Annotated in this window: 28 protein-coding genes and 1 tRNA gene; 11 read left to right on the top strand and 18 right to left on the bottom strand. The window is 68.2% G+C overall.

What is annotated here, in order from left to right:
• Window positions 1-11: 11 nt before the first annotated feature.
• On the top strand, window positions 12-857 hold the full coding sequence (locus WPS_RS11025; protein ID WP_317997533.1) for an IS3 family transposase: 846 nt from the start codon (window positions 12-14) through the stop codon (window positions 855-857).
• 172 nt (window positions 858-1,029) lie between these two features.
• Here the strand turns inward: WPS_RS11025 and WPS_RS11030 are convergent.
• Window positions 1,030-1,105, bottom strand: a tRNA-Asn gene (locus WPS_RS11030).
• A 178-nt stretch (window positions 1,106-1,283) separates the two neighbouring features.
• Here WPS_RS11030 and WPS_RS11035 point away from each other — a divergent pair.
• On the top strand, window positions 1,284-2,507 hold the full coding sequence (locus WPS_RS11035) for an MFS transporter (RefSeq protein ID WP_317994541.1): 1,224 nt from the start codon (window positions 1,284-1,286) through the stop codon (window positions 2,505-2,507).
• A gap of 3 nt (window positions 2,508-2,510) precedes the next feature.
• Here WPS_RS11035 and mtnC read toward each other — a convergent pair whose 3' ends face one another.
• From mtnC to mtnB, 3 genes are read right to left on the bottom strand one after another with little or no spacing between them, the layout of a single operon-like run.
• Window positions 2,511-3,245: an acireductone synthase gene (gene mtnC, locus WPS_RS11040; RefSeq protein ID WP_317994542.1), complete on the bottom strand. Its 735-nt coding sequence runs from the start codon at window positions 3,243-3,245 to the stop codon at window positions 2,511-2,513.
• A complete protein-coding gene (locus WPS_RS11045) occupies window positions 3,242-3,799 on the bottom strand; it encodes a 1,2-dihydroxy-3-keto-5-methylthiopentene dioxygenase (RefSeq protein ID WP_317994543.1) in 558 nt (185 codons plus the stop codon). The genes mtnC and WPS_RS11045 overlap by 4 nt, the downstream gene beginning before the upstream one ends.
• Window positions 3,796-4,428 (bottom strand): methylthioribulose 1-phosphate dehydratase, encoded by a 633-nt coding sequence (mtnB, locus tag WPS_RS11050; RefSeq protein ID WP_317994544.1) that lies wholly within the window; start codon window positions 4,426-4,428, stop codon window positions 3,796-3,798. The genes WPS_RS11045 and mtnB overlap by 4 nt, the downstream gene beginning before the upstream one ends.
• Before the next feature lie 28 nt (window positions 4,429-4,456).
• On the opposite strand from mtnB, the gene WPS_RS11055 reads away from it, so the two are divergent.
• Both WPS_RS11055 and WPS_RS11060 read left to right on the top strand, forming a co-directional pair.
• Window positions 4,457-4,804 (top strand): translation initiation factor, encoded by a 348-nt coding sequence (locus WPS_RS11055; protein ID WP_317994545.1) that lies wholly within the window; start codon window positions 4,457-4,459, stop codon window positions 4,802-4,804.
• Window positions 4,801-5,562 (top strand): sulfite exporter TauE/SafE family protein, encoded by a 762-nt coding sequence (locus WPS_RS11060; protein WP_317994546.1) that lies wholly within the window; start codon window positions 4,801-4,803, stop codon window positions 5,560-5,562. Before WPS_RS11055 ends, WPS_RS11060 begins: the two co-directional genes overlap by 4 nt.
• Before the next feature lie 51 nt (window positions 5,563-5,613).
• Here WPS_RS11060 and WPS_RS11065 read toward each other — a convergent pair whose 3' ends face one another.
• Window positions 5,614-6,897, bottom strand: coding sequence for a class I SAM-dependent methyltransferase (locus WPS_RS11065; protein ID WP_317994547.1), 1,284 nt, complete (start codon window positions 6,895-6,897; stop codon window positions 5,614-5,616).
• 77 nt (window positions 6,898-6,974) lie between these two features.
• Between WPS_RS11065 and WPS_RS11070 the strand changes: the two genes are divergently transcribed.
• Window positions 6,975-8,141 (top strand): winged helix-turn-helix domain-containing protein, encoded by a 1,167-nt coding sequence (locus tag WPS_RS11070; protein ID WP_317994548.1) that lies wholly within the window; start codon window positions 6,975-6,977, stop codon window positions 8,139-8,141.
• A 121-nt stretch (window positions 8,142-8,262) separates the two neighbouring features.
• On the opposite strand, the gene WPS_RS11075 is transcribed toward WPS_RS11070, so the two are convergent.
• The 3 genes from WPS_RS11075 to ahcY form a co-directional block, all read right to left on the bottom strand.
• A complete protein-coding gene (locus tag WPS_RS11075) occupies window positions 8,263-8,961 on the bottom strand; it encodes a hypothetical protein (RefSeq protein WP_317994549.1) in 699 nt (232 codons plus the stop codon).
• 107 nt (window positions 8,962-9,068) lie between these two features.
• Window positions 9,069-10,286 carry a methionine adenosyltransferase gene (gene metK, locus WPS_RS11080; RefSeq protein ID WP_317994550.1) on the bottom strand — a complete coding sequence of 406 codons (1,218 nt, stop codon included), beginning with the start codon at window positions 10,284-10,286 and terminating at the stop codon, window positions 9,069-9,071.
• 227 nt (window positions 10,287-10,513) lie between these two features.
• Complete coding sequence (gene ahcY / locus WPS_RS11085) at window positions 10,514-11,785, bottom strand: adenosylhomocysteinase (RefSeq protein WP_317994551.1); 1,272 nt, start codon at window positions 11,783-11,785, stop codon at window positions 10,514-10,516.
• Window positions 11,786-11,939: 154 nt separating this feature from the next.
• On the opposite strand from ahcY, the gene WPS_RS11090 reads away from it, so the two are divergent.
• On the top strand, window positions 11,940-12,548 hold the full coding sequence (locus WPS_RS11090; protein ID WP_317994552.1) for a cyclodeaminase/cyclohydrolase family protein: 609 nt from the start codon (window positions 11,940-11,942) through the stop codon (window positions 12,546-12,548).
• 4 nt (window positions 12,549-12,552) lie between these two features.
• Here the strand turns inward: WPS_RS11090 and WPS_RS11095 are convergent, their stop codons facing one another.
• The 7 genes from WPS_RS11095 to WPS_RS11125 form a co-directional block, all read right to left on the bottom strand.
• Entirely contained in the window at window positions 12,553-13,125 is a 573-nt protein-coding gene (locus WPS_RS11095; RefSeq protein ID WP_317994553.1) for a DoxX family protein, read from the bottom strand.
• A 23-nt stretch (window positions 13,126-13,148) separates the two neighbouring features.
• Window positions 13,149-13,388: an LSm family protein gene (locus tag WPS_RS11100; protein WP_317994554.1), complete on the bottom strand. Its 240-nt coding sequence runs from the start codon at window positions 13,386-13,388 to the stop codon at window positions 13,149-13,151.
• A 42-nt stretch (window positions 13,389-13,430) separates the two neighbouring features.
• Window positions 13,431-14,240 carry a PHP domain-containing protein gene (locus WPS_RS11105; protein WP_317994555.1) on the bottom strand — a complete coding sequence of 270 codons (810 nt, stop codon included), beginning with the start codon at window positions 14,238-14,240 and terminating at the stop codon, window positions 13,431-13,433.
• 7 nt (window positions 14,241-14,247) lie between these two features.
• Entirely contained in the window at window positions 14,248-14,565 is a 318-nt protein-coding gene (locus WPS_RS11110; protein WP_317994556.1) for a stage V sporulation protein S, read from the bottom strand.
• A complete protein-coding gene (locus tag WPS_RS11115) occupies window positions 14,562-15,365 on the bottom strand; it encodes a TIGR00282 family metallophosphoesterase (RefSeq protein WP_317997534.1) in 804 nt (267 codons plus the stop codon). Before WPS_RS11115 ends, WPS_RS11110 begins: the two co-directional genes overlap by 4 nt.
• Window positions 15,359-15,859: a hypothetical protein gene (locus tag WPS_RS11120; RefSeq protein WP_317994557.1), complete on the bottom strand. Its 501-nt coding sequence runs from the start codon at window positions 15,857-15,859 to the stop codon at window positions 15,359-15,361. The genes WPS_RS11115 and WPS_RS11120 overlap by 7 nt, the downstream gene beginning before the upstream one ends.
• A gap of 202 nt (window positions 15,860-16,061) precedes the next feature.
• Window positions 16,062-17,513: an NRAMP family divalent metal transporter gene (locus WPS_RS11125; RefSeq protein ID WP_317994558.1), complete on the bottom strand. Its 1,452-nt coding sequence runs from the start codon at window positions 17,511-17,513 to the stop codon at window positions 16,062-16,064.
• Between WPS_RS11125 and WPS_RS11130 the strand changes: the two genes are divergently transcribed.
• The 5 genes from WPS_RS11130 to WPS_RS11150 are packed head-to-tail and all read left to right on the top strand — an operon-like array spanning window position 17,514 to window position 21,507.
• Window positions 17,514-18,371 carry a hypothetical protein gene (locus tag WPS_RS11130; protein WP_317994559.1) on the top strand — a complete coding sequence of 286 codons (858 nt, stop codon included), beginning with the start codon at window positions 17,514-17,516 and terminating at the stop codon, window positions 18,369-18,371.
• Window positions 18,372-18,426: 55 nt separating this feature from the next.
• Entirely contained in the window at window positions 18,427-18,996 is a 570-nt protein-coding gene (locus WPS_RS11135; protein ID WP_317994560.1) for a sigma-70 family RNA polymerase sigma factor, read from the top strand.
• The gene (locus tag WPS_RS11140; RefSeq protein ID WP_317994561.1) at window positions 18,993-19,535 is read left to right on the top strand and encodes an anti-sigma factor family protein; all 543 of its coding nucleotides are present in this window, start codon (window positions 18,993-18,995) and stop codon (window positions 19,533-19,535) included. Before WPS_RS11135 ends, WPS_RS11140 begins: the two co-directional genes overlap by 4 nt.
• A complete protein-coding gene (locus WPS_RS11145) occupies window positions 19,522-20,610 on the top strand; it encodes a sigma-E factor regulatory protein RseB domain-containing protein (protein WP_317994562.1) in 1,089 nt (362 codons plus the stop codon). The genes WPS_RS11140 and WPS_RS11145 overlap by 14 nt, the downstream gene beginning before the upstream one ends.
• A 42-nt stretch (window positions 20,611-20,652) precedes the next feature.
• Window positions 20,653-21,507 (top strand): phospholipase D-like domain-containing protein, encoded by an 855-nt coding sequence (locus WPS_RS11150; protein ID WP_317994563.1) that lies wholly within the window; start codon window positions 20,653-20,655, stop codon window positions 21,505-21,507.
• On the opposite strand, the gene WPS_RS11155 is transcribed toward WPS_RS11150, so the two are convergent.
• Genes WPS_RS11155 through WPS_RS11165 form a run of 3 tightly spaced genes read right to left on the bottom strand, consistent with a single transcriptional unit; the run spans window position 21,491 to window position 23,573 of the window.
• Window positions 21,491-22,087, bottom strand: a complete 597-nt coding sequence (locus tag WPS_RS11155; protein ID WP_317994564.1) for a TlpA family protein disulfide reductase — start codon at window positions 22,085-22,087, stop codon at window positions 21,491-21,493. The genes WPS_RS11150 and WPS_RS11155 overlap by 17 nt on opposite strands.
• Window positions 22,084-22,548, bottom strand: coding sequence for a MauE/DoxX family redox-associated membrane protein (locus WPS_RS11160; protein WP_317994565.1), 465 nt, complete (start codon window positions 22,546-22,548; stop codon window positions 22,084-22,086). The genes WPS_RS11155 and WPS_RS11160 overlap by 4 nt, the downstream gene beginning before the upstream one ends.
• On the bottom strand, window positions 22,545-23,573 hold the full coding sequence (locus WPS_RS11165; protein WP_317994566.1) for a histone deacetylase family protein: 1,029 nt from the start codon (window positions 23,571-23,573) through the stop codon (window positions 22,545-22,547). Before WPS_RS11165 ends, WPS_RS11160 begins: the two co-directional genes overlap by 4 nt.
• Window positions 23,574-23,586 lie beyond the last annotated feature (13 nt).

Below are 23,586 nucleotides of genomic sequence, written 5' to 3' on the forward strand. Positions count from 1 at the left end.
GCAAAAAACTCCTGGGGCCCTCGCAGCGAAAAGCCGCGGTGAGGGCCCTGCAAGACCTCGGTGTGAGCCAACGCGCCGCATGCCGCATCGCGCGTTGTCCGCGATCCGTCGCGCAGTATCGCGTGCGGCGGACGGACGATCCGGCGTTGCTCGAGCGGCTCAAGGCGCTCGCCGCAGAACGCCGTCGGTTCGGCTACCGCCGGCTCACGATCATGCTGCGCCGCGAAGGCTTCGTCGTGAACCACAAGCGAGTTCATCGGATCTATCGCAACGCTGGTCTACAGCTGCGCAGTCGACGTAAGCGTGGCGTACGATACGTCCGTGGCAACGTCGTGCCGCCGGTCACGCGGCCGAACGAACGCTGGTCGCTCGACTTCGTACACGACGCGCTTAGCAACGGGCGAAAGTTTCGCTCGCTGACGATTATCGACGACTTCACCCCAGAGTCGATCGGCATCGAAGTCGACTTCTCGCTCACCGGCGAGCGTGTCGTGCGCGTGCTCTCACGTCTCGCGCAAGAGCGCGGTCTACCGCCGACGCTCAAGTTCGACAACGGAACCGAGTTCACGAGCAACGCGATGCTCGGCTGGGCCGCGCGGGTCAACGTTGAGCTGCACTTTATCGAACCCGGCAAGCCGACTCAGAACGGCAGCGTCGAGAGCTTTAACGGACGTTTCCGAGACGAGTTACTCAACGAGCACGCCTTTCCCACGCTCTTCCACGCTCGCACCGCGATCGAAGCATGGCGCATCGATTACAACCATCGCCGACCCCACACCGCGCTCGGCGGCTTGACGCCGGCCGAGTTCATCGAGCATCATCGCACTACCCCAAACTCACGGTTATCCGCGGCCTGACATCCGGGGCAACGTCAGGCAGCGCCTGCTGTAGATCGAGTGCGAAGAGCGATCCGCACGATCTCACTGCACGCGGTGCTCATTTGATGCATTCGCGGCTTAACTGTATGCGCAACTGTATGCGGGGCGAAAAGAATAAAGGCCTAGATTCGCTCAAGGCCTTTATTTTGTCTGGCTCCCGGAGTTGGACTCGAACCAACGACCCGCTGATTAACAGTCAGCTGCTCTACCAACTGAGCTATCCGGGACCGACTCGCCACGATTCGCGGGGACCGGGAGAAATCCCGTCGCCCGCGGCGAGGGTTTCCGCAGCATTGCGGAGTAACCGCTCGGAACTATGCTGTAACGAGACGTTCCTCTCGCGTGGTTCCTGCGCGGGCTGTCGTGCCGACCATTTCCCCCTCTCGCACGCTCCGGGACACTCGTATGGCCACCGTAACCGCTCGCACCGCGAGCGTCTTTCACTCCGCTGCCTTTACGCGATTTTTCGCCGGACAGGCGCTCAGCTATCTCGGCGACGGGCTTCGCACGCTGGCGATCCCGCTGCTGGTCTATCGCATCACGGGGTCCGGGACGGCGCTGGGCTGGACGTGGGGTCTGGAACTGCTGCCCTATGCCTTTGTCTCGATCATCGGCGGGTCGCTCGGCGATCGGGTCGATCGCCGGCGGCTGATGCTCGTCTGCGACGGTGTGCGCTTCGCGATCATGGCGCTGTTCACGCTGGCGTTCGCGACGGGGCATCTGACGCTCCCGATGATCTACGCCGGCGTCGTCGTGCTCGCCGTCGCGGGCTCGATCTTCCTCGGCTCGCAGACGCCGTCGATCCCGTATCTGCTCGGCAAGGAACGCACCAAGGCCGCGGTCGCGACGCTCGGTGCGACCGAGCAGAGCGTGAACTTGATCGCGCCGCCCCTGGGTGGCGCGATCTTCGCGATCGCCGGGCCGCTGCCGGCCCTCGCCGCCAACGCGCTGACGTATCTGGCATCGCAGGCGTCGATCGCCTCGGTGCGCACGTTCGGGCCCGACAACCCGGCCGGTCTGCCGTCGCTGCGCGACGTCGGGCACGACATCGCGGCTGGGTGGCGCTGGATGACCGCCGACACGCCGCTGCGCGTGCTCTCGTTCGCGCACTGCTTGATGAATTTCATCGGAACGGTCGGCGTGGTCGCGCTCATCCCGTACTTCAAGCGCGCGTTCGGCGCCGGCGATCACGTCGTGGGGATCGCGTTCGGATGCTTCGCCGGCGGCGCGGCGCTCGGATCGCTGTTGGCCGGGCGCACGCATTGGCGGTTCGGCCCCGCAATCATCGCCGCGTTCTTTCTCGACGGCCTCGGCTGGCTGCCCCTCCCGTTTACACACTCGGTCCCGCTCGCGATCGCCGGGATCACGTTCTCGAGCGTCTGCGGCGGCTATCGCATCACGACGATCATCTCGTGGCGGCTGCGCATCATCCCCGAAGAACTGACGGGCCGCGTGTTCGGCGTCGTGCGTCTGGTGGTGCTGCTCGGCATCTTCCCGGGATCGCTGCTGGGCGGCTGGTTCGCCGACACGCTCGGCGTGCGCCCGACGATGCTGATCAGCGCCTACGGCTACGTGGTGCTGGCGATGCTGCTCGCGCTCTCGCCTGCGGTGCGGCGCGAAGCACGCTGACGTTCAGCGCGGCGGGACGACGTCGATCGCGCGGAAATCCGTCGCGGCGGCATGCGTGGTCGTCGCGCCGGGCGGCGTATCGGCGTCGCGCAGCAGCCGGATTGTCTGAAAGCCCACCTCGCGAGCGGCATCGAGTTCGGCATCGACGTCGCTGAGAAAGAGCAGTTCCGCCGGCGCGAGGCCGACTGCCGCGGCGATTTTGCGATACGACTCCGCTTCGCGCTTGGGTCCCGTCGTGGTGTCGAAATAGCCGCTGAAGATCGGCGAGAGATCGCCTTCGGTGCTGTTGGCGAAGAGCGTCTTCTGCGCGGCGATCGATCCCGACGAATAGACGTAGAGCTTCGCGCCGCCGTCATGCCACCGGCGCAGCCCCTCCGCGGCGTCGGGATAGAGATGCCCCCGCAGCCCCGTCTTCTCGTAGCCTTTTTTCCAGATCAGCCCCTGCAGCGTCTTGAGCGGCGTGACTTTGCGATCTTCTGCGATCCAGCGATGCAGGTGACGCAGGATCGTCGCGTCGTCGAGCGAGCGTGCCGCATCGCCGCCGTCTTCGGCGTTGATGATCGCAGCGGACTCGCGCATCGCCTGAGCGACCGCCGGCTCGCCGCGATGTGCGGCGACGTATTCGTCGAGATGTTCGTCAGCGTACGGAAAGAGGACGTCGTGCACGAAGCGGATCGTGCTCGTCGTCCCCTCGATGTCGACGACGACGGCTCGCGCCGCGATCGTCGTGCGGGTCATTCGTAGCGCGGAAAGCGCGAAGCGATGTCGTCGCCGGTGAAGTTCGCAACCCAGCCGTCGGGCGTCACGAACAAGCGGATCGCGGTGAACTCCGGATCCGGCCCCATGTCGAACCAGTGCGTCGTCCCCGCCGGAACGCCGATCAGATCGCCGCGCGTGCACACCGTCACGTAGACCTTGCCCTGGATGCGCAGGTAAAACGCGCCGCTGCCCTCGACGAAGAAACGCACTTCGTCTTCGGAGTGACTGTGCTCGTCGAGAAACTTCGCGCGCATCGGCGCCGTGTTCGGCGTTCCCTTGGCGAGGCGCAGCACGTCGGCGGTGGTGTAGCCGCACTCGTCCTTGAGCCGTTGCACGTCGGCCGCGTACGCGGCGAGAATCGACTCCTGATCGGCGTCCGCGGCGAGCGGAACGCTCGCCTCCCACTGCTCGAACCGCACGCCCGCGGCGTTGAGATGACGGGCGATCTCGGCGCGATCCGTCGTGTCGACGAGCGGCGTCGACGGACTCGTGTCGTCGTAGACGCGCAGGGTCGAGGTCAGCGTCGCATTCATCGCAATCTCCGTTCTTCGAGGTGGCAGGCCAGCAGAAACTCCAGCCCTTCGAGATGCCGGCGCGCGTCGGCTGCCGTCGCGCCCCAAGCGTAGATGCCGTGCCCGGCGAGCAGATAGCCCGGCACCGCCGGGTCGGCGCCGAGCCGCGCTTCGACGCGAGCGGCGAGCGCGAACGTGTCCTGATCGTTCGCGAAAATCGGAATCTCGACGGTGCTCTCGTGCGTGCGCACGCCGATCGCCTTGTGCATCTCCAGGCCGTCGGTGCGCACGACGCCCTCGCGCTCGTAGAGCCGCGAAAGCACCGTCGCGGCGACCGTGTGCACGTGAAAGACCGCGCCGACCGCCGCATCGCTGCGGTAGCGCGCGAGGTGCAGCGGCGTCTCGGCGGAGAGCCGCGGCGGGACCGGCTCGTCGATCGCGATCACCGCGACGTCGCCCGGTGCGATCGCGCCCTTGTCGATCCCGCTGCGCGTCACGGCGGCGTGGCGAGCGTCGACGCGGCGCGAGAAATTCCCCGACGTCGCCGGCACCCAGCCGCGCGAGGCGGCATAGCGGCCGAACGCCGCGATCTCCTCGACAACCGCGCCGGGAAGCGCGGGGAGCACCGTCGTCACCTCTTGGCGAACCACCGGGGATGCCGCGGGGGTTGCACGTCCGATGAAGGACGAACGGATTCGTGACGAGCGGGTGCTGGTATACTCCACCGACGGGTCGACGCCGCTCCCGGCGCCCGCCGCCCGGCGCAAGACCCAGCCGGTCGCCCGCGCGATGCCCGACGACGGCGTGCTGCGCGTGAGCCGCGAGAAGCGCCGCGCCAGCGCCGTCACCGTCGTCCACGGCCTCGCCGCCGGCGAGCTCGAAGCAGTCGGCAAGGAGCTCAAGCGCCTCTGCGGCACCGGCGGTACCGCCAAGAACGGCGTGGTCGAATTGCAAGGCGACCACCGCGACACGGTCGTCGCCCACTTCGAGCGCCTCGGCCGCCGCGTGAAGCGCGCGGGAGGGTGACGCCCGACCCGCTGCACGTCGTGCTGTTCCTGGTGCTCGGCGCGATCCTCGGCGCGCTGGGCGGCCTGTTCGGCATCGGCGGCGGCCTGATGGCGATCCCGCTGCTCGTCGTCGCGTTCCGCCTCGACGAACAGCACGCGCAGGGGACGGCGCTGGTGATGGTGCTCCCCAACGTGATGATCGGCCTGTGGAACTACGCGAAGCGCGGCGGGCTCGACCGCAAGGTCGCGCTCCTGCTCGGCGCGTGCGCGGTGACGTTCACGTTCTTCGGCGCGCTGTTCGCGACCCGCGTCGCCGGCCCGAACCTGCGCTACGGTTTCGGCGCGTTCCTCGCGGTGCTCGCGGTCTTATTCGCGTGGCAAACGCTGCGTCGGCGCGACGGCGCGCATGCGCGCGCATCGCTGCCGTGGGGTTACACCGGGATCGTCGGCGCGCTCGGCGGGATCCTTTCCGGACTTTTCTCCGTCGGCGGCGCGGTGTTTGCGGTGTCGCTGCTGACGACGTTCTTCGGCTACGCGCAGTTCGCGGCGCAGGGGCTTTCGCTCGCACTGGTCGCGCCGGGAACGTTCGCCGGGATCGCGACGTACGCGCAGACGGGCGACGTGGAGTGGGGGATCGGGATCCCGCTCGCGCTCGGCGGCACGTTCAGCGTGCGTTACGGCGTGGCGCTCGCCCATCGCCTGCCGGAGCGCACGCTGCGGATCCTCTTCTGCATCCTGCTCGCAGGTTCGGCGATCGCCTTGTTCGCGCGCGTCTAGATCGTGAACGTGTAGGTGCGCATACCGGGCTGATTCAGCTGCGCGTCGCTGCTAGCGGGCGCTTGCGTAGAGATCGCGGCGTGTCGCCGGCACGTCGGTGCGGCCGTCGCTGCGCGGTTTTCCGAGCAGGGTCTGCATCAATCCCATGCGGCCCAGCGCAAATCCGCGCGCGCTCCCGGTCATGTACATCCGCCAGATGCGTTCGGTGCGCACGTCGGTCGCATCGACCACCTCTTCTTCGTGCGCGATCAGGTTGGCGACCCATGCGCGCAGCGTGCGCGCGTAGTGCTCGCGCAGGTTCTCGACGTCGCGCACTTCGAAGCCCGCCGATTCCGCGGCGCGCGTCGTCACGTGCAGCGGCACCAGGTCGCCGTCGGGGAAGACGTACCGGCCGATGAAATCGCCGGCGGCGCGGTATCCCTTGCCATCGCGGCTCTGCTGCACGATCCCGTGATTCAAAAACAGCCCGCCCTCGCGCAGCGCCCGAAACGCGCAGCGGAAATACTCGCCGAGCCGCTCGCGTCCGACGTGTTCGATCATCCCGATCGACGCAACGGCATCGTACCGGCGGTCATCGACATCGCGGTAATCGCGCAGCTCGACGCTGGCCCGGTCCTCCAGCCCGGCCTCGGCGATGCGGCGGTTCGCTTCTTCGTGCTGACGGCGCGAGAGCGTGATCCCGTGGGCGCGCAAGCCGCGTTCGGCGGCGCGGATCACCAGCGCGCCCCAGCCGCAGCCGATGTCGAGCAGCGACCCTCCCGGTTTCACGCGGAGTTTGTCGAGCACGTAATCGAGCTTGCGGCGCTGCGCCTCGTCGAGGGTCGCGATGCCGTCGTCCCAATAGGCGCACGAATACACCAGCGCGCGCCCCAGGAACGCGCGGTAGAACGCCACCGGCTGATCGTAGTGAAATCCGATCGCGGCGGCGTCGCGCGTCTTCGTGTGCATGCGCCCGCGCAAGTGCGCGGTCGGGCTCGATTCGCCGGGCGGGGGCTTCGGCAGACGCGCGAGTTCCGCACCGATCCTCAGGAGCGCGAGTTTCGAGAGACCGTCCATCGCGCGTTCGAGCGTGTCGATCGCTGCTTCGAGGTTTCCAGTGATGTCGATCCAGCCTTCGACGAACGCTTTGCCCGGATTGACGTCGAGCGGCGGCGTGAATGCGGCGCGCAGGGCGAACGGTGCGTTGACGGCGAGAGAGAACGCGGCGCCCGGCGCTTCGACGTCGGTGCCGTCCCACATGCGCACGCCGACGTCGCGCCCGAGTCGATCGCCCAGCAGCATGCGCAACACCGCCAGCGATCTCGCGACCGCCGGCTCTTCCCCCACCACTGCCATGCGCGTTCACTCCGCCGCCGGGCGGCGCCGGTCCTTCGAAAGAAGCGTCGGGCGCAAGGGACGTGAACAGATCGCGCGTGACCCGCGATCTCTCGCTCGCACAGGCCCGCCGGATCGCGTTGGCCGCGCAAGGCTTCGCCGACCCGCCGCCGCGCGGCGCGGTCGACCGGCGCCTTCTGCGACGCGTCTTCGGGCGGATCGGTTTGCTGCAGATCGACAGCGTCAACGTCCTCGTGCGCTCGCACTACCTGCCGCTGTTCTCGCGGCTGGGCAGCTACGCGCCCGAACTGCTCGAGCGCGCCGCGTGGTCGCGCGACCGCATGCTCTTCGAGTATTGGGGGCACGAGGCGTCGCTGCTCCCGCTCGACCTCCAGCCGCTGTTGCGCTGGCGGATGGAACGCGCACGCGCGGGCCTCGGCACGTGGGGCCGCATCGCGCGCGCCGTCGCGGACGAGCCGCAGCTGCTCGAACGCCTGCGCGCCGCGATCGCGGATCGCGGCCCGCTGGCGGCGAGCGCGTTCGACGGCGCGCGCGGCACCGGCTCGTGGTGGGGCTGGAGCGACGTCAAAGTCGGTCTCGAAGCGCTCTTCTGGTGCGGTGAGATCACGACCGCCTACCGTCAAGGCTTCGAGCGGGTCTACGATCTGCCCGAACGCGTCCTTCCGAGTGAGGTTCTCGCCGCGCCGACGCCGCCCGTTGAGGACGCGCAGCGCGAACTCGTCCGCATCGCCGCACGCGCGCACGGGATCGCGTCGGAACGCAATCTGCGCGATTATTTCCGCCTCGACGTCGCCGACGCGCGCGCACGGGTCGCCGAACTCACCGAGGCCGGCGAACTCGTCCCGGTCCGCGTCGAAGGTCTGCGCGGCACGCGCCATCTGTGGCACGACGCGCGAATCCCGCGCAGCGTCGCTGCGCGCGCGCTGCTCTCACCGTTCGATTCGCTGGTGTGGGAGCGCGCGCGCACGCGCGAACTCTTCGGCTTCGACTACCGGCTGGAGATCTACACGCCGCAGCACAAACGCGTGCACGGCTACTACGTGCTGCCGTTTCTGCTGGGCGACCGGCTCGTCGCGCGCGTCGACCTCAAACACGACCGACAAGCCCGCATCTTGCGGGCGCACGCCGTCCACGTCGAACCCAAGGCGCCGCGCGCCGACGTCATCCTTGCGGTGCGCGAGCAACTCGAACGCATGGCAACCTGGCTCGGCGCCGAGACCGTAAGCGTCCCGAAGACAAAATAGTGACGGTGATGGACCGAGCGCAGCAGCATCGTCCCATCACCGTCAGGTTCTTGCGAGGTCGGGCCCCGGGGGCCCCACGCCCGAAGGCGTGGGGGGCGCGCAGCGAGTGCGGAGCGCCGTGCTAGTGGTACGGGGTCGGGTAGGGGGTCGGGGCCGGGGGCTGGTTGTTGTAGTAGCCGCCGTTGTTATTGTTGTTGTTGTACTGGTTCGGGTAGCCGGCCTGACGGCGCGAGAGGACGGTCGATGGAGCGGTGGTCTTCATCGAGACCGTCGAGCCCTGATTCACGACGACGTTCTGGCCGATGTTTGCGCCGGCGATCGCGCCGCCGATCGCGCCGATCGCACCGCCGACGTCGGTGCCGATATGCTTGCCGATGTAGTTGCCGACGATCTGGCCGACGACGCCGCCGATGATCGCCTTGCTGGTGGTGTTGGCGCGATTCCCTTGCGCGTCGAGCGAGAGCACGCTGCCCTGCAGCGATGCCGTGGTGCCGTCAGCGAGCGTGAGACGGTCGAAGCCGAGCGTCACGCTGCCCTTGTGGGTCGTCCCGGCGTGCGTGACGTTCGCGACGTGGCCGTAGACTTTCGCGCCCTGATAACGCTGGTCGTCGGCGGGATACGGCGTCTGCACGTCGAGGACGAACGGGTCACCGACCTGCGCGCTCTTGCTGTTGATCGTCTGCTCGAGCGTCCCGGTGATCACGGTCTGCGACGGGAGCAGCTGGTCGCCCGTATATTGCGCGGAAGCCGCGAGAGGGAGGGCTGCGATCGCCGCGACGGCGAGCGCTTGGAGCGATTTGCGGAACATCGAATACCTCATGGTGGAGTCGGTCGTATAACGCAGACCGGCGCCGTGACGTTCCTTGGAATATGCGGAGGGGCGCCGAGTGATCGGCGCCCCTCCTGATCGACGCGAGGAATCGGCGTTTACGCGCCGATCGGCGCGAGCTCGCGTTCCGCGGCGACCGCCGTGCGCAGGGCGTCCGCTTTGTCCGTCCGCTCCCACGGCAGGTCGAGGTCGGGGCGGCCGAAGTGGCCGTACGACGCCGTCTGCTTGTAGAGCGGACGACGCAAGTCGAGGTTGGCGATGATCGCCGCCGGGCGCAGGTCGAAGTGCGCCTTCACGAGCTCCGCGATCCGTTCTTCCGGGATCACGTTGGTACCGAACGTCTCGACGAGCACGCTGACCGGGTGCGCGACGCCGATCGCGTAGGCGACCTGGATCTCGCAGCGCTCGGCGAGCCCCGCCGCGACGACGTTCTTGGCGACGTACCGCGCCGCGTACGCGGCGGAGCGGTCGACCTTGGTGGGATCCTTGCCGGAGAAGGCGCCGCCGCCGTGACGGGCCATCCCGCCGTAGGTGTCGGCGATGATCTTTCGTCCGGTCAGACCGGCGTCGCCCTTCGGGCCGCCGATCACGAACCGCCCGGTCGGGTTCACGTAGATCTTCAGCGTCTCGTCGCGCAGTTCGCGCGGGATGACCGGATCGATCACGTGCTTGATGACGTCGGCGCGGATCTGTTCGAGCGTGACGTCGGGATCGTGCTGGGTCGAGATGACGACCGCGTCGACGCGCACCGGCTTGTGTCCGTCATACTCGACGGTCACCTGCGACTTGCCGTCGGGCCGCAGATACGGGAGCGTCCCGTTCTTGCGCACGTTCGCCAGCAGGCGGGTGAGGTCGTGCGCGAGCGTGATCGGCAGCGGCATGAGCTGCGGCGTCTCACGACACGCGAAGCCGAACATCATCCCTTGATCGCCGGCGCCGGTGAGCTCGAACGGATCGCGGTCGCCGCTCTCCTTTACTTCGAGCGAGGCATCGACGCCCATCGCGATGTCGGCCGACTGCTCGTCGACCGAGACGCTGACGCCGCAGGTTTCGTAGTCGAAGCCGACGGCCGAGCGGTCGTAGCCGATCTCCTTGATCGTGTCGCGCACGATCTTCGGGATGTCGACGTAGGTGGACGTCGTGATCTCACCGGCGATGTGGATCTGGCCGGTGATCGCGAACGTCTCGCACGCAACGCGGCCCTGCGGATCCTTTTCAAGGATCGCGTCGAGGACGGCGTCGGAGATTTGGTCGGCGACCTTGTCGGGATGTCCCTCGGTCACGGACTCCGACGTGAACAGACGGCGGTAGGCCATTTATCGTGCCTCCGCTTCGCTACGGCACGGAGGTACCGTTGAAGCCTGTTCCGTCAGCGACTCCGTTGCGCTCCGTCGATGACGAGTCTCCGCGTGTTTTTGTGCAAAAACACGCGGAGACGCACCGGAGCGCAGCGCAGGTGCTCCCGTCGCCGCACCGCGACGACGGCCATCAAACATACCTTCACGCCGTAGCAAAGCGGAGGCGTTCTGCTGAGCACAAAGCATTACGTTCCCTCGCTCCAAGACGCCATGTACTTCACCTGTTCGGGCGTCGGCGTGTCGATGGCGATCCCGAACGCGGCGAGCTTGAGCTGCGCGACCTCTTCGTCGATGTGGTCGGGCACCGAGTAGACCTTCTTCTCGAGGGTCTTGTAGTTTTGCGCGAGGTGTGCCGCGGCCATCGCCTGGTTCGCGAACGACATGTCCATCACGGCGGCCGGGTGGCCTTCGCCGGCGGCGAGGTTGATGAGCCGGCCTTGTCCGAGCACGCGCACCGTCTTGCCGTTGCGCAGTTCGTACGATTCGACGAATTCGCGCGGCGCCGTTTTGCCGGTGGAGAGCGCTTCGAGCGCGTCGAGGTCGAGCTCGTCGTTGAAATGACCCGAGTTGCAGACGATCGCGCCGTCCTTCATCACCTCGAAGTGCTCCTTACGGATCACGTGGAAATTGCCGGTGACGGTGATGAAGACGTCGCCGGTCTTGGCGGCTTCGCTCATCGGGAGCACCTGGAAGCCGTCCATCGCCGCTTCGAGCGCCTTGCGCGGATCGATCTCGGTGACGACGACGTGGGCGCCCAGGCCCTTGGCGCGCGACGCGACGCCGCGGCCGCACCAGCCGTAGCCGACGACGACGACGGTGGAACCGGCGATCAGCACGTTGGTCGCGCGCACGACGCCGTCGAGCGTCGACTGCCCGGTGCCGTAGCGGTTGTCGAACATGTGCTTCGTCAGTGCGTCGTTGACGGCGATGACCGGATACGGCAGCACGCCGTCCTTCTCCATCGCGTGCAGGCGGATCACGCCCGTCGTCGTCTCTTCGCAGCCGCCGATCATCTCTTTGAGCAGCGCGTTGTGCTTGGTGTAGATCGTGGTGACGAGGTCGCACCCGTCGTCCATCGACATGTGCGGCTTCGAGGCGATCACCGACTCGATGTGGCTGTAATAGGTCCCCTCGTCCTCACCCTTGATGGCGTAGGTGGGGATCTCGTAATGCGCGCAGAGCGCGGCGGCGACGTCGTCCTGGGTCGAGAGCGGGTTGGACGCGCACAGCGCGATCTCGGCGCCGCCCGCCTTGAGGGCGAGCATCAGGTTGGCGGTCTCGGTGGTGACGTGAAGGCACGCGCCGATGCGCACGCCGGCGAGCGGCTTGGTCTTCTCGAAGCGGTCGCGGATCTGCGCGAGGACCGGCATGAACGATGCGGCCCATTCGATGCGGGACTTGCCGGCATCGGCGAGCGCGAGGTCCTTGACGTCGCCGCGCTTTTCTAGAGTCTGCAAGATATGGCTCCTCGGGCGAAGGCGAGCTCCCGCCTCCGCCTGGTAACAAGCGGGTGTTCTGTGGGCGACCGTGCTTGTTGAAACCAGCTCAAACGGCGCGACCATCCCCACTTCGCCGCGAGGCGTGCGGGGTTCATCCCTGGTAGACCGTCCCGTGGGTCAAATCGATGCATACCTCGACGCCCTGGCCTCCGCCAGCCCGACGCCGGGCGGCGGGAGCGCTGCGACGTTGGTCGGGGCGATGGGGGCGGCGCTCTGCGCGATGGTCGCGCGGATCACCGCCGACGCCCCGCGTCACCTCGGCGTGCACGCCCAGGCGCGGGAGATCGTCGAGGAAGCTGACCGCCTGCGCGAACGGTTCGCCGCGGCGCGCCCGCTCGACGAGGCGGCGTACGGCGCGGTCGTGACCGCGAGCGGGATGCCGCGCCGGACCGACGAGGAGAAGCGCCGCCGTACCGACGCGCTGCAGGCGGCGCTGATCGGTGCGGCCGAGGCGCCGCTCGCCGCCGCGGGCTTGTGCGCCGAAGGTGCGATGCTCGCCCAACGCACGCTCGCGCTCGGCAACACGCACCTGGTGAGCGACGTCGAGTGCGCCGCGCACTTCTTCCGCGCCGCGCTCGCCGCGAGCGCGGCGAACGTGCGCATCAACCATCAGTACATCGGCGACGAGAGCGCCGTGCGCGACCAGTCGGCGCGGCTCGCGGCGATCGCCTCGCACGCGCACGCGGCAATCGACGCCGTCCTCGCCTCGACGACGCCCTAAACGGTCAGTTTGCGGCCGGCGAGGGGCTGGGGCTCGCGCCGTTGCCGGCGATCGTCGGCGTCGCGAGCGTGCCGGGCGGCGGCGAGAAGTCACGCTGCGCGAGGATCGTCCACGCGGCGGCGAGCCCGCCCGCGATCGCGAGCGTCGTGAGGATCGGATGGCGCAGTTTTTCGTCGAGGCTGAGCGCGCGGTCGAGCGAGAGCGCGCCGTACCCGGTCGAGGCGAGCGCAAGCGCCCCGGCCGAGTAGACGACGTTGAGTTCGATCCCGCCTTTGGCCGCGAAGAAACCGTTCTTCGCGTGGACGCTCTGCGCCGCGACGAGCATCGTCGCCAGCACGCCGGCCGGGCCGAGCGGCCCGCCGGCGCCGAGCGCGATCAACGCGCCCGCGGCGATTTCGTTGTACGACGCGGCCGCGGCGTACTGCGCTCCCGGCTTGAAGCCGAGCGTTTCGAAGTAGGCGCCGGCGTTCTGCGGTCCCGAGCCGTCGAACCAGCCGAACGCCTTCTGGGCGCCGTGCGACGCGATGCTCGCACCGAGCGTGACGCGCGCGACCAGGAGCGCGAGATCGTTCATCATGTGGTCATTCTACCGCAACGCGGTCACTCTACCGCGGCAGGATCGTCCGATGCGTCTTCGATCACGGTGATGCGGTCGCCGCCGTGGATCGTCTCGACGACTTTCTCGCCGCCTTCGCGGACGGGATCGGAGATGACGGCATAGTGGATGTGGCCGTGGCCGTGGCCGCCATCGGCGTGCAGCGTTCCGGCGAGCACGCGTCCGTCGTCGAGCGTGACGCGGACGGGCTTGCCGATGTACGGGCGGATTTCGTCGTCGGTCATAGTGGGGCCACTGTTCCGAGCGCGAGAGCGCGCGTCCTCGTCCTAAACACGCTCGGCAACGAGTTCCAAAAACGGACGCACGTCCGACGGATCGACGTCGACCCCGACACCGCGCGCGTTCCAGCGCACGTCGTGGAAATCGGAGCCGGCGGTCATCACCAGATTCGCCCGCGCCGCCGCGGCGCGGTAGTGCGCGGTCTGCTGCGTGGTGTGCGTCGGATAAAAGACTTCGATCCCGGCGAGACCCGCCGCGACGAGGTCGTCGACGATCGCGTCGTCGCGCAACCGGCCGGGATGCGCGAGCACTGCGACGCCGCCGCAGGCCCGCACCACGTCGATCGCTTCGAACGGCGTGATGTGCGTCGAGGGCGCGTATCCCGGCGTGCCGCGCGAGAGCAGCGTGCGGAACGCGGTCTCGATATCGGGGACCATGCCGTGGAGCACAAGCGCCTTCGCGACGTGCGGACGACCGAGCGCATGACCGCCGTCGGACTGCGCGAGGACCTGCTCGACGGTGAGCGGATAGCCGGCAGCGTTGAGCCCGCGGACCATCGCGTCGACGCGCGCCCGGCGATGCGTGCGGTTGCGCGCGAGCGTCTCGGCGAGCGGTGACGGACCGGTCGGGATCCCGTAGCCGAGGATGTGCACGTCGCTGCCGTCCCAGGTCGTATTGATCTCGATGCCGGGGATGACGTGCTGGCCGGGCGCGTCGACGGCTTCGTACGCGCGGGTCGTGTCGTGATCGGTGATCGAAAACCACGAGACGCCGCGGGCCTTCATCATCCCGACGAGCTCGCGCGGCGTGAGCGTCCCGTCGCTCTCGCGGGTGTGACTGTGAAAGTCGACCGTCACCGTCGGCTCACGGCGCCGGCGGCGGGGCGGATTCCATGGCGCGGCGCTCCACCAGCAGCCGGATCGCGGTGCGCAAGTTCCCGTCAATTTCGACGTCGGTGAATTCAGGAACGCACCACAGATCGATCCCGCTGGCGTGAAGGTAGGAGCGCGCGATCGCGATCGCTTTGACGGCTTGGTTGGTTGCACCGGCGCCGATCGCTTGAAGTTCGGCCGCGGGCTTTTCACGCAACACGCCGGCGAGAGCGCCGGCGACGGAGTTGGGATTTGAATGAGCAGACACTTTGAGAACCCCGGAAGCCGGGATTCTCGGCGGCTCGATCATGCTAGGCCTCGAAGATTGATGCGTTTGATGTCGAGCGCACGTCCCGAAGCGACATCAATCGTCGTGACGGCCGCGCAAAATTGACGTGTACCCGTTTTTTGCACGGCGAAGCGCTCCGAAACCGCATTCGTGAAACGCTCGAGGACTGCCGATGATTCCATCCCGATGACGCCGTCGGACGGGCCCGTCATCCCGACGTCGGTCAGGTAGGCCGTTCCGCCGGCGAAGATCTGCTCGTCGGAGGTTTGGACGTGGGTGTGCGTCCCGTACACAAGCGAGACGTCGCCGTCGAGGAATCGCCCCATCGCCATCTTCTCCGACGTCGCTTCGGCGTGCACGTCGACGATGATGACCGGGGTGATGTGGCGAAGCTCGTCGACCAGCGCGCGGCCGACCCGGAACGGATCGTCGACCGGCGGCATGAAGACGCGCCCCATCAGGTTGAGCACGCCGATCGTCACGCCGTTGACCGTGAACGTCCCGACGCCGCGGCCGGGCAGGTTCGGCGGATAGTTCGCCGGGCGCAGGATGCGATCGGTCTCGTCGAGCACGGCGCGGAACTCGCGCTTGTCCCAGATATGGTTGCCGGACGTGATAAAGTCGACGCCGGCCGCGAACATCTCGTCGGCGGTGGAGGTCGTCAGCCCGAAACCGGCGGCGGCGTTCTCGCCGTTGGCGATCACCGCGTCGACGTGGTGCTGCTCGCGGGCGAGTGCGAGATGTTTCTTGAGGGTGTCGCGTCCCGGCGATCCCATGACATCGCCGACGACGAGGACGGTAACGGTGCTCGGAGTTACGATCGGGCCCTTGCTTTCGCGCGTTTGCGGGCGTGGACGAAGTACACCAGCACCCGCTGTTCTTCCCGAAACCCGACCAGCCGCTGACGTTGCGACGGATCGCGCAGCGCATCGAGCGCGACGTCGACGAGCTCGTCACGCGCGGCCGGATCGTCGTCGACGGGGACGTCGGCGTGATCGCGGACGAGTATCGCGCGGAACGACTCGGCGAAGAGCGCAACGACGAGCTCGAGTTCCTCGCGGGAGAACGTCGCCGCGTCGCGGGTGACGTGGACGAACGAGACCGCCGCGTCGCGATCGCAGGTGACGGCGATCTTCGCCGGCACGTCGCCGCGCAGATCGAGGAACGTCCGCACATACTCGGAGAGGCGCTCGCCGAAGGCACGCGCCTGCACGCGGTCGAGCCGCTTGCGGACGGCGAACGACAGCGTCAGGGTCGCGTCGGCGGGGTTGGACCGGACGCTATGGATCTCCGGAAAACGCAGCAGCAGCGCCACGACTCGATTGACCGTGTCGGCAGACTCGAAGGCTTGAAGGCGCGGCGTGGACATGGTTCTCTCGGCTGGGCGGGGGCGGGGGACGATCATTCGGACCCGGCTGCCGCCGGGACCTGCGGGACGGCACCCCTCCGCTGCGCGGTCCGAACGCGTCGGCTAGACCCTCACTAGGACGCCCGGGGGCGCCCGAGGGTGGCAGCCCTCAGCCGGCCTGCCCGGTGATCGTCAGGAAGCCCATCCAGAGTCCCAGGCCGACGCAGACAACCGCCACGGCGATCGCCACCGTGTTGCCCAGGGCCGAGTTGACCCGGTCGCCGAGGATCTTCCGGTCGTTGGCCATGACCAGCAAGAAACCGAGCACGATCGGCAGGACGAAGGCGTTGAACGCTTCGACCCAGACCGTGATGCGGATCAGCGGGAGGTGCGGGACGAGGACGATCCCGGCCGCCGCCGCCACCATCAGCATGTACATACCGTAGAAGCGCTTGGCTTCGAAGCAGCTCGCGTTGAGCGAGCAGCGCCAGGCGAAGGCCTCGCCGAAGGCCCAGGACGTCGCGAGCGAGACGACCAGCGCACCGAGCAGCGCGGCCCCCAGCAACCCTGCGCCGAACGCGATCCCCGCGAAGCGCGAGCCCGTCAACGGGACCAGCGCGAGCGCGGCGTGCGCCGCGTCGGAGATGCTGATGTGGTTGACGAACAGCGTCGCCGCGCAGGTCACGACGACCGCGACCATGATGACCTGCGTCAGCACCGCGCCGATCGCCGTGTCGAGCCGGGACAGCGGGAGATCGAGCGGCGTGAGTCCCTTGTCGACCGTCGCGGATTGCTGGTAGAAGATCATCCACGGCATGATCACCGCGCCGATGTTGCCGGCGACGAGCAGCAGATAATCGCGGTTTCCCAGCGGCTGGCTTCCGAAGAGTCCTTCGCGGATCAGCGCGCCGGGATCGGGATGCGCGACGATCGCCGCCGGGATGAAGAGCAGTTCCAACAGGCACAGGGCGAGCGCGAACACCTCGGCGCGACGGTAACGGCCGCTCAGCGCGATCCCGATGAGCACGGTCGCGCAGATCACCACGATCGGCGCGACCGGCAGGCCGAACACGAGCGCCGCGCCGGCGACGCCGATGAACTCGGTGACGAGCGCCGCGAGATTGGTGACCAGCATCGTCCCGAGCGACACCCACGTCCAGGCGAGGCCGTAGTGGCGCCGGATCAATTGGGCATGACCCTGGCCCGTCACGGTCCCCAGCCGAACCGTCATCTCCTGGACCACGAAGAGCGGCACGATCAACAGCAGCTGCAGCAGGACGAGCTTCATCCCGAACTGCGCGCCCGACGTCGCGGCCGTCGTGATGCTCCCCGCTTCGGTGTCCGCGAACGCGACGATCAAACCCGGTCCGGCGACGGCGAGGTAACGCCACAAGCGCCCCTTGGGGCGCTGGACCGGAACGGTCTGAGAATGGGCGTGAACGGTCGCCATGGTCCCCCGGCCGAAGAAGTGTAACGGATCGGTAAAGCTCAGATTAGGAGGTCCGAAGTCGAAACTTAGGAACGATCTTCCCGTTTCCTCCGGCGCCGCGGTAGCGCTTTGGTCGGGGCCGTGCGCGCTCGCCCTGGCTGGAACCGTGCGCCGGCCGTCGAAGCCCCGCAAGTGATCGTTTTCGCTGCTGTGGTCTTGGCGCTCGCATCCCCGTCTCCGACGCCGGCACCGCACCACGCTCCGACCGCGCATGCCCACAAACCCGCTCCGCACGCGGCGGCGCCGAACCCGCTGGCGCGCGTGCTGGCGACCCCGGCGCCCACCGCCTCGGGGAACCCGTTCACGCTCGAACCGCTCCCGCCGACGCCGCTCCCGGTCATCGGGACGACCCGCAGCCGCGCGCTCTGCACCGCGATGCGCCGCGCCGTCGCGCCCGCCGTCGTCGCTGCGATGAAGAACGACGCGACGTACGGGGACTTCCGCAAGCAGCTCTACGACTACACCGTGTACGGCACCGAGACGTCGCGCGATCTCAAGCTGATGCAGATGGATCAGAAGGTCCAGTCGATGGTGAAGACGGTCGACGATCTCGAAACGGCACTGCAGTCGCACGCCTTCGACGCGCCGCCCAACGCGACGGCGAAAGACGCCGAGACGCTGGCCGCGATGCGCAGATCGATGCAGGCGGTGCTCTCCTCCCAGAAAGTGCAGCTCGACGCGATGAGCGGCTTCGTCGAAACCGAACGGATGACGCGCTTCGGCCGGCTGAGCGAATCCGAGGCCGCGCTGAAGACCGCGACGCAGCCCGAGCAGATCCGGCAGAATCCGCAGCCCGGCGTCACGACCGAGCCGACCTCGCGTGCGTTCCTCAACGACTCGACCCAGCTGATCAAGATCCCGCAGGGGAAGATCAGCCTCGACACCGCGCGGAAACTCGACAACGACCTCAGCGATCTGGCGGCGGTGACGTCCAAACGCGAAGACGCGGCGACTGCCGTCATCGTGCCGGCGACGAATCTCTGCAAGTAGCCGAGCAGCCTCTCGCGAGGCCGCGGCCGTCGTCCCCCCGAAGCCTCTGATCCCGATGGGGGTCCCGCGCAAGCCGATCGAGCCGCCTACGCCCGAGGCGTCGGCGTTCCTCGAACAGGCGATGGACCAGTACGGGAAGGCGACCTATAATTTCGCCTACCGGCTGACCGGAAACGAGGCGGACGCACGCGATCTCACGCAGGACGCGTTCATTCGCGTCTACCGGGCCTGGCGGTCGTTTCAGCCTGGGACGTCGTTCCTTTCGTGGATCTACCGGATCGTCACGAATCTGTACCGGGATGAACTAAGGCGACGAAAAGGACGTTTCCAGGAAGAGATACCGGGAGACAACGCTCCGCAGGAGTTCGGCGGCCAGCGACCTTTGGCGGTCGATCCCATCGAGGATTACCTCTCAGGGCAACTGGGGGAGCCACTGGCGAAGGCGCTGGCTCAGCTCTCGCCGGAACAGCGCCAAGTCGTCGTCCTCGCGGATATCGAAGAATACAGCTATCAGGAGATTGCCGACATCATGGGGTGCTCGATCGGGACGGTTCGATCGCGACTCCACCGAGCGCGGGCTCTTCTTCGTCGGCTGGTGACCAGGGCGCAACAGGAACAACGATGACCACCCACTATGATCGCGACACCCTCATCGACTATCTTCACGGCGCGCTGAAACCGGCGACCGACGCCGCCGTCTTCGCGCACCTCGAATCGGGCTGCGACCGTTGCCAGCTCGTGCTCGACGAAGAGTCGGGGCTGACCGAGATACTGCGCCGCGCCGCAGCCGCTTCCGAACTCGAGTTCCCCGCGATGGTGAAAGCCCGCGTCTGGGACGCGGTCCGTCACGAGCGGCCGTCGGTCTTCGACCGAATTCGGAGCCGCTGGGGCCCGGCGATCGCCGTCCCCGTCGCAGCCGCGGTCGCGCTAGCCGCGTATTTCGGCACGCCCGTCCTGCGCGGCGGGAACACCGCCTCGGGGATCACCGCGAGCTACTACCTCGACGAGCACAACGCCGAAGCGATGCAGAACCCGCTGGGGCCCAACGTCGGCCCCGCAGTGTACTCGCCCGACACGGCGACGAGCTCGAATTCGACCGCTGCTTCGTACATCGATACCGCCGACGCCGCGACCCTCGACAGCGCCGACGGTGCGCTCCGCTAGCCTCGGGCTCGGTCTCGGGCTCGCGCTTCTCGCCGCCGGTATCCCCGGCGTCCGTGCCGACGTTCCGCCGCACACGATGGCGCCGCGGCCGTCGCCGCGCGCGACGCCGGTCCCGGCCGCAGCGACCGATGCACGGCCGCTGATCGTGCAGGCGGTCGCGGCGCCGAAGCACGTCTCGTTCGTCGGTCAGATGTCGACGATCCGGAGCGGAACGAGTCAGGCACTCGCGGTGATCTCGAAGATCGAGCATCGCGCGCCCGACGACACGCGCCGCACGTATCTCGCGCCGCGCGCGCTCTACGGACAGTTCGTGATCAGCCGCGGCGCGATGTCGTGGGACGTCGATCCCAGCCGCAAGCGCGTCGTCGTCACCGAGAACAAGGCCGCCGTCGATCCGGTCGCCGTCGTCGACGATATCGCGCTGCTCGACAGCAACTACCGCGCCGTGCGCACCGCATCGGACGACGTCGCAGACCGGCACGCCGACGTGATCGATCTCGTCAGCCGGTACACCGGCGAGCGCGCGATGCGGCTGTGGATCGATCGCGACACGCATATCGTGCTCGCGAAAGAAGCGTATCACAGCGATGGTTCGCTGGCGTGGCGGACGCGCTTCGACGACATCCGCTACACCGACGACATCCCCGCCGAAGTATTCAACGGCAGCGTTCCGCCGGGTTACGAGACGGTGCAGGGCCGTTCGTACGGCTCGCCGACGTCGGTCGCGACGTCGGTCCCCGACGCCGGTTTCGCGCCGGTCACGCCGAAGTATCTCCCCGAGGGCTTCTCGCTCGCCGGCAGCGACGTCAGCAGCGTCAAAGGCACGCGCAACCTGCACCTGATCTATTCCGACGGGATCCGCACCCTCTCGCTCTTCGAGAACGCGACCGATCGTGCGATCGACTTCAGCGGGATGCAGACGCGCACGACGTCGTTTGAGGGCCACGACGCGCGCTACGTGCGCGACGGTCCGACGACGCTGCTCGCATGGCGCGAACGAAAGCTCGCCTTCGCCCTGGTCGGCGACCTCGATCTCAAAGAGCTGATTCAGATCGCGAGCTCGGTCGTCCCGTAACGCGTCCCTTGCCGCGCGCCGGCGCACGCGTGAAGGCGGGGCGTGAGCATCACCCTGTCATCCATCAACGAACTCAGCGCGGCGATCCGCCGCGCGTCGCACGTCGAATTCGGGTCGTTCGTGCTCGGCGGCGGTCCCGTGCGCGACGCGCTCGCCGCAGCCGCCGAACGCGGCGCCGACGTCGACGTCGTCCTGGCGCTCCGCCCGTACGCGACGGGCGCCGACGGCGCGCGAGAGAACGCCGGGAGCGCCGAGATCCTGCGCGATGCGGGCGCGCACGTCACCCTGATGCACGGCCGGGCGACGTGGTTTCACGTCAAAGGCGCGGTCTGCGACGGCGTCGCGTATCTCGACGACCGCAACTTTCCGCGCGCCGATCAGACCGTGCTGCGCGACGACGATCCGAACGACGTGGCGCTCGTCTCGGCCGCGATCCACGGCACCGGCACCACGAGTCCGACGCTCGCCACCGAGAAAGACGACGCGCTGTGGCAGGAAGCGAACCTGATCCGCGGCGCAACCGGGAAGCCGGTGATCGTCGAGACCGAGACGTTCGGTCCCGGGATCGTGAGTTCGGCGCTTCGGCTGCACGCGCAGAGCGGTGCGCCGACGACGCTGATCGTCTCGCCCGAGTTCGCCGGGAAGCCTCAGACCCGCGCGATGCTCGACGGGATGCGCAAAGCCGGTGTCGAGGTGCACGAAACCGGGTCGAGCGAGAAGTGCGCGCTCGCGGGCGACACGGTGTGGGTCGGGTCGGCGAACGCGTCCTTTGCGTTCGGCGACGCGGGGAAGCAGATCGACTGGGGCGTCGTGACGCGCGAGCCGCCTGTCGTCGACGCCGTCCGCGCCGCGCTCGCGCGCGATCTCGGCGCCGATGCGCTCAGAGCGTCATCTTGATCGCCTTCTCGATCTCCGCTTGCGCCGTCTCGCCCGACGTCATCCACACGACCTTCTTGTTCCGGTCGATCATCACGAGCGTCGGGAACCCGTTCTTCAGGTATTTCTGGGCGACGTCGAGCGTCGGATCGTACGCGATCGGATAGCGCACGTCGAACTGCTGGCCGAACGCGTTGACGTCGGCCTGCGACTCCGGATCGTTTCCGTTGATCGCGTTGGGGCTGCCGCTCACGGCGACCATCGCGATCTTGCCCTGATACTTCGCGGCGATCTGATTGAGCACCGGGGTCTCGCGCTGGCAATGCGGGCACCACGTCGCGAACACTTCGAGCAGCACCGGCGACGAGACGGCGCTCAGCTCGAACGGGCCGGCGTTCGTCTTCACGCTGAATGGCGGCGCGGTATCGCCGACCTTGAGGTTCGCTTGGATCGGCGCGTTCGACGCGGCGTTGGGGACGGAACTGCGGTTGAGCAGTCCGATCGCGACGATGACGGCGACAACGACCAGCGAGAGAGCTGCGTAGATGATGACGCGGCCGTTCGGTCGCGACGAGGCGGTCTTGCGCGCGGTTTGGCTCATGAGTGGATTCCGATTCTCCGGTCGAGGGCGAGTGCCCCGGGCGGTCGCAGTGCGATGACGAGCGCGAGCGCGACGAAGATCGCGTCGCGGGCGACCTCGCTCCACGTCGTCGTCGTCGTGTCGTTGGGTCCGAAGCAGCCGCACGAGACGGTGAGCCCGCGCACCACGGCGGAGGCGATCGCGAGATCGAACACGCCGAGCAGCACGGCGGCGGCGAACCCGGAGATCCGGGTGAACAGACCGAGCACCAAGTACGCGCCGACCAGCATCTCGAGATACGGCAGCGCGATCGCCATCGGCCCGATCGCCGCTTGCGGAAGGAAGCCGATCCGGAAGCCGGCGATCTCGGCGGCGAAAAGGTCGGCGTGGCCGACCTTCAGCGCGCCGGCGGCGATGAAGATGCCGCCGATCGTCAGGCGCAGGACGAGGACGATCCACGGCGCGAGACGCTGCAGCGTCAACCGCGCGCTCCCGCCAAGGCAGCGGACTCGATCTCGCGCACCAGCGCGCGCTGCGCGGCCGGGATCGCCTGCACCTCGGTCCGCTCGGTCTCGAGCCCTTCATCGAAACCGGCGATCGTCTCGGCGACGCAGCCGGCGAGCGTCGGCGGATCGTAGCCGCCCTCGAGGACGAACAGCGCGCGGCCGTCACAGTAGCCGTCGGCGATCTCGCGCAGCAGCCGTCCCATCTGGCGCGCGAACGCCGGATCCACGCCGAGATCGCCGACCGGATCGCCCGCGACGACGTCGTAACCCGCGCTCACGACGATCAGCCGCGGGCGCACGCGCTCGGCGAGCGCGCGCAGCGAGCGCGCGTGGATCGCGAGGAATCCTTCGGTGCTGATCCCGCGCGCGTCGATCGGGACGTTGACGAGCGCGCCGCCGGAGACGATGCGGTTGTCGCGCGGATCGCCGGTCCCCGGATACGCCGGGTCGGCGTGCGTTCCGAAGTACGAGACGCCACCGCCGGTCGCCGCCTGCGTACCGTTCCCGTGATGGTAGTCGAAGTCGATCACCAGCACGCGTCCGCCGGCCTCCTGCGCGTAGGTGCGCGCCGCGATCGCCGCGTTGTTGAAGACGCAGAAGCCCATCCCGCGGGCGGGTTCGGCGTGGTGCCCGGGCGGGCGAACCAGCGCGAAGGCGCCGCGCCGTTCGTCGACGGCACGTTCGAGCGCGGCGAGCGTTGCGCCGGCGGCGCGCGCTGCGCCTTCGAACGACGTGCCGTCGACGAGCGTGTCGGGGTCGTCGCCGAGAAACGCGACACCGCCCCACGCGAGCTCGTCGCACGTGCGCCGCACCATCTCGATGTACGACGCGGGATGCACGCGCACGAGTTCGTCGGGGCGCGCGACCCGTGCGTCGATGCGGTCGCCGAGCATCCCGCGCCGCTCGAGCTCGCGCGCGACGACGCGCACCCGATCGGGACGATCCGGGTGCGGGACGTCCGCGAGGTGGACGGTCAGGGTGTCGTCGTACGCCACGAGCATCGAACGAGGCCTG

Source organism: Vulcanimicrobium alpinum, assembly GCF_027923555.1.
GTDB classification, from domain to species: Bacteria; Vulcanimicrobiota; Vulcanimicrobiia; order Vulcanimicrobiales; family Vulcanimicrobiaceae; genus Vulcanimicrobium; species Vulcanimicrobium alpinum.

What these genes read in the sequence shown, in the direction of transcription:
- WPS_RS11065 (WP_317994547.1), bottom strand. Translation starts at nt 6,897, where the DNA reads ATGGCAGTGGTGGGGGAAGAGCCGGCGGTCGCGAGATCGCTGGCGGTG.
- WPS_RS11045 (WP_317994543.1), bottom strand. Translation starts at nt 3,799, where the DNA reads ATGAATGCGACGCTGACCTCGACCCTGCGCGTCTACGACGACACGAGT.
- WPS_RS11135 (WP_317994560.1), top strand. Translation starts at nt 18,427, where the DNA reads ATGGGGGTCCCGCGCAAGCCGATCGAGCCGCCTACGCCCGAGGCGTCG.
- WPS_RS11035 (WP_317994541.1), top strand. Translation starts at nt 1,284, where the DNA reads ATGGCCACCGTAACCGCTCGCACCGCGAGCGTCTTTCACTCCGCTGCC.
- WPS_RS11140 (WP_317994561.1), top strand. Translation starts at nt 18,993, where the DNA reads ATGACCACCCACTATGATCGCGACACCCTCATCGACTATCTTCACGGC.
- WPS_RS11095 (WP_317994553.1), bottom strand. Translation starts at nt 13,125, where the DNA reads ATGATGAACGATCTCGCGCTCCTGGTCGCGCGCGTCACGCTCGGTGCG.
- metK (WP_317994550.1), bottom strand. Translation starts at nt 10,286, where the DNA reads ATGGCCTACCGCCGTCTGTTCACGTCGGAGTCCGTGACCGAGGGACAT.
- WPS_RS11110 (WP_317994556.1), bottom strand. Translation starts at nt 14,565, where the DNA reads ATGATCGAGCCGCCGAGAATCCCGGCTTCCGGGGTTCTCAAAGTGTCT.
- mtnC (WP_317994542.1), bottom strand. Translation starts at nt 3,245, where the DNA reads ATGACCCGCACGACGATCGCGGCGCGAGCCGTCGTCGTCGACATCGAG.
- WPS_RS11055 (WP_317994545.1), top strand. Translation starts at nt 4,457, where the DNA reads ATGAAGGACGAACGGATTCGTGACGAGCGGGTGCTGGTATACTCCACC.
- WPS_RS11075 (WP_317994549.1), bottom strand. Translation starts at nt 8,961, where the DNA reads ATGAGGTATTCGATGTTCCGCAAATCGCTCCAAGCGCTCGCCGTCGCG.
- WPS_RS11155 (WP_317994564.1), bottom strand. Translation starts at nt 22,087, where the DNA reads ATGAGCCAAACCGCGCGCAAGACCGCCTCGTCGCGACCGAACGGCCGC.
- WPS_RS11100 (WP_317994554.1), bottom strand. Translation starts at nt 13,388, where the DNA reads ATGACCGACGACGAAATCCGCCCGTACATCGGCAAGCCCGTCCGCGTC.
- WPS_RS11165 (WP_317994566.1), bottom strand. Translation starts at nt 23,573, where the DNA reads ATGCTCGTGGCGTACGACGACACCCTGACCGTCCACCTCGCGGACGTC.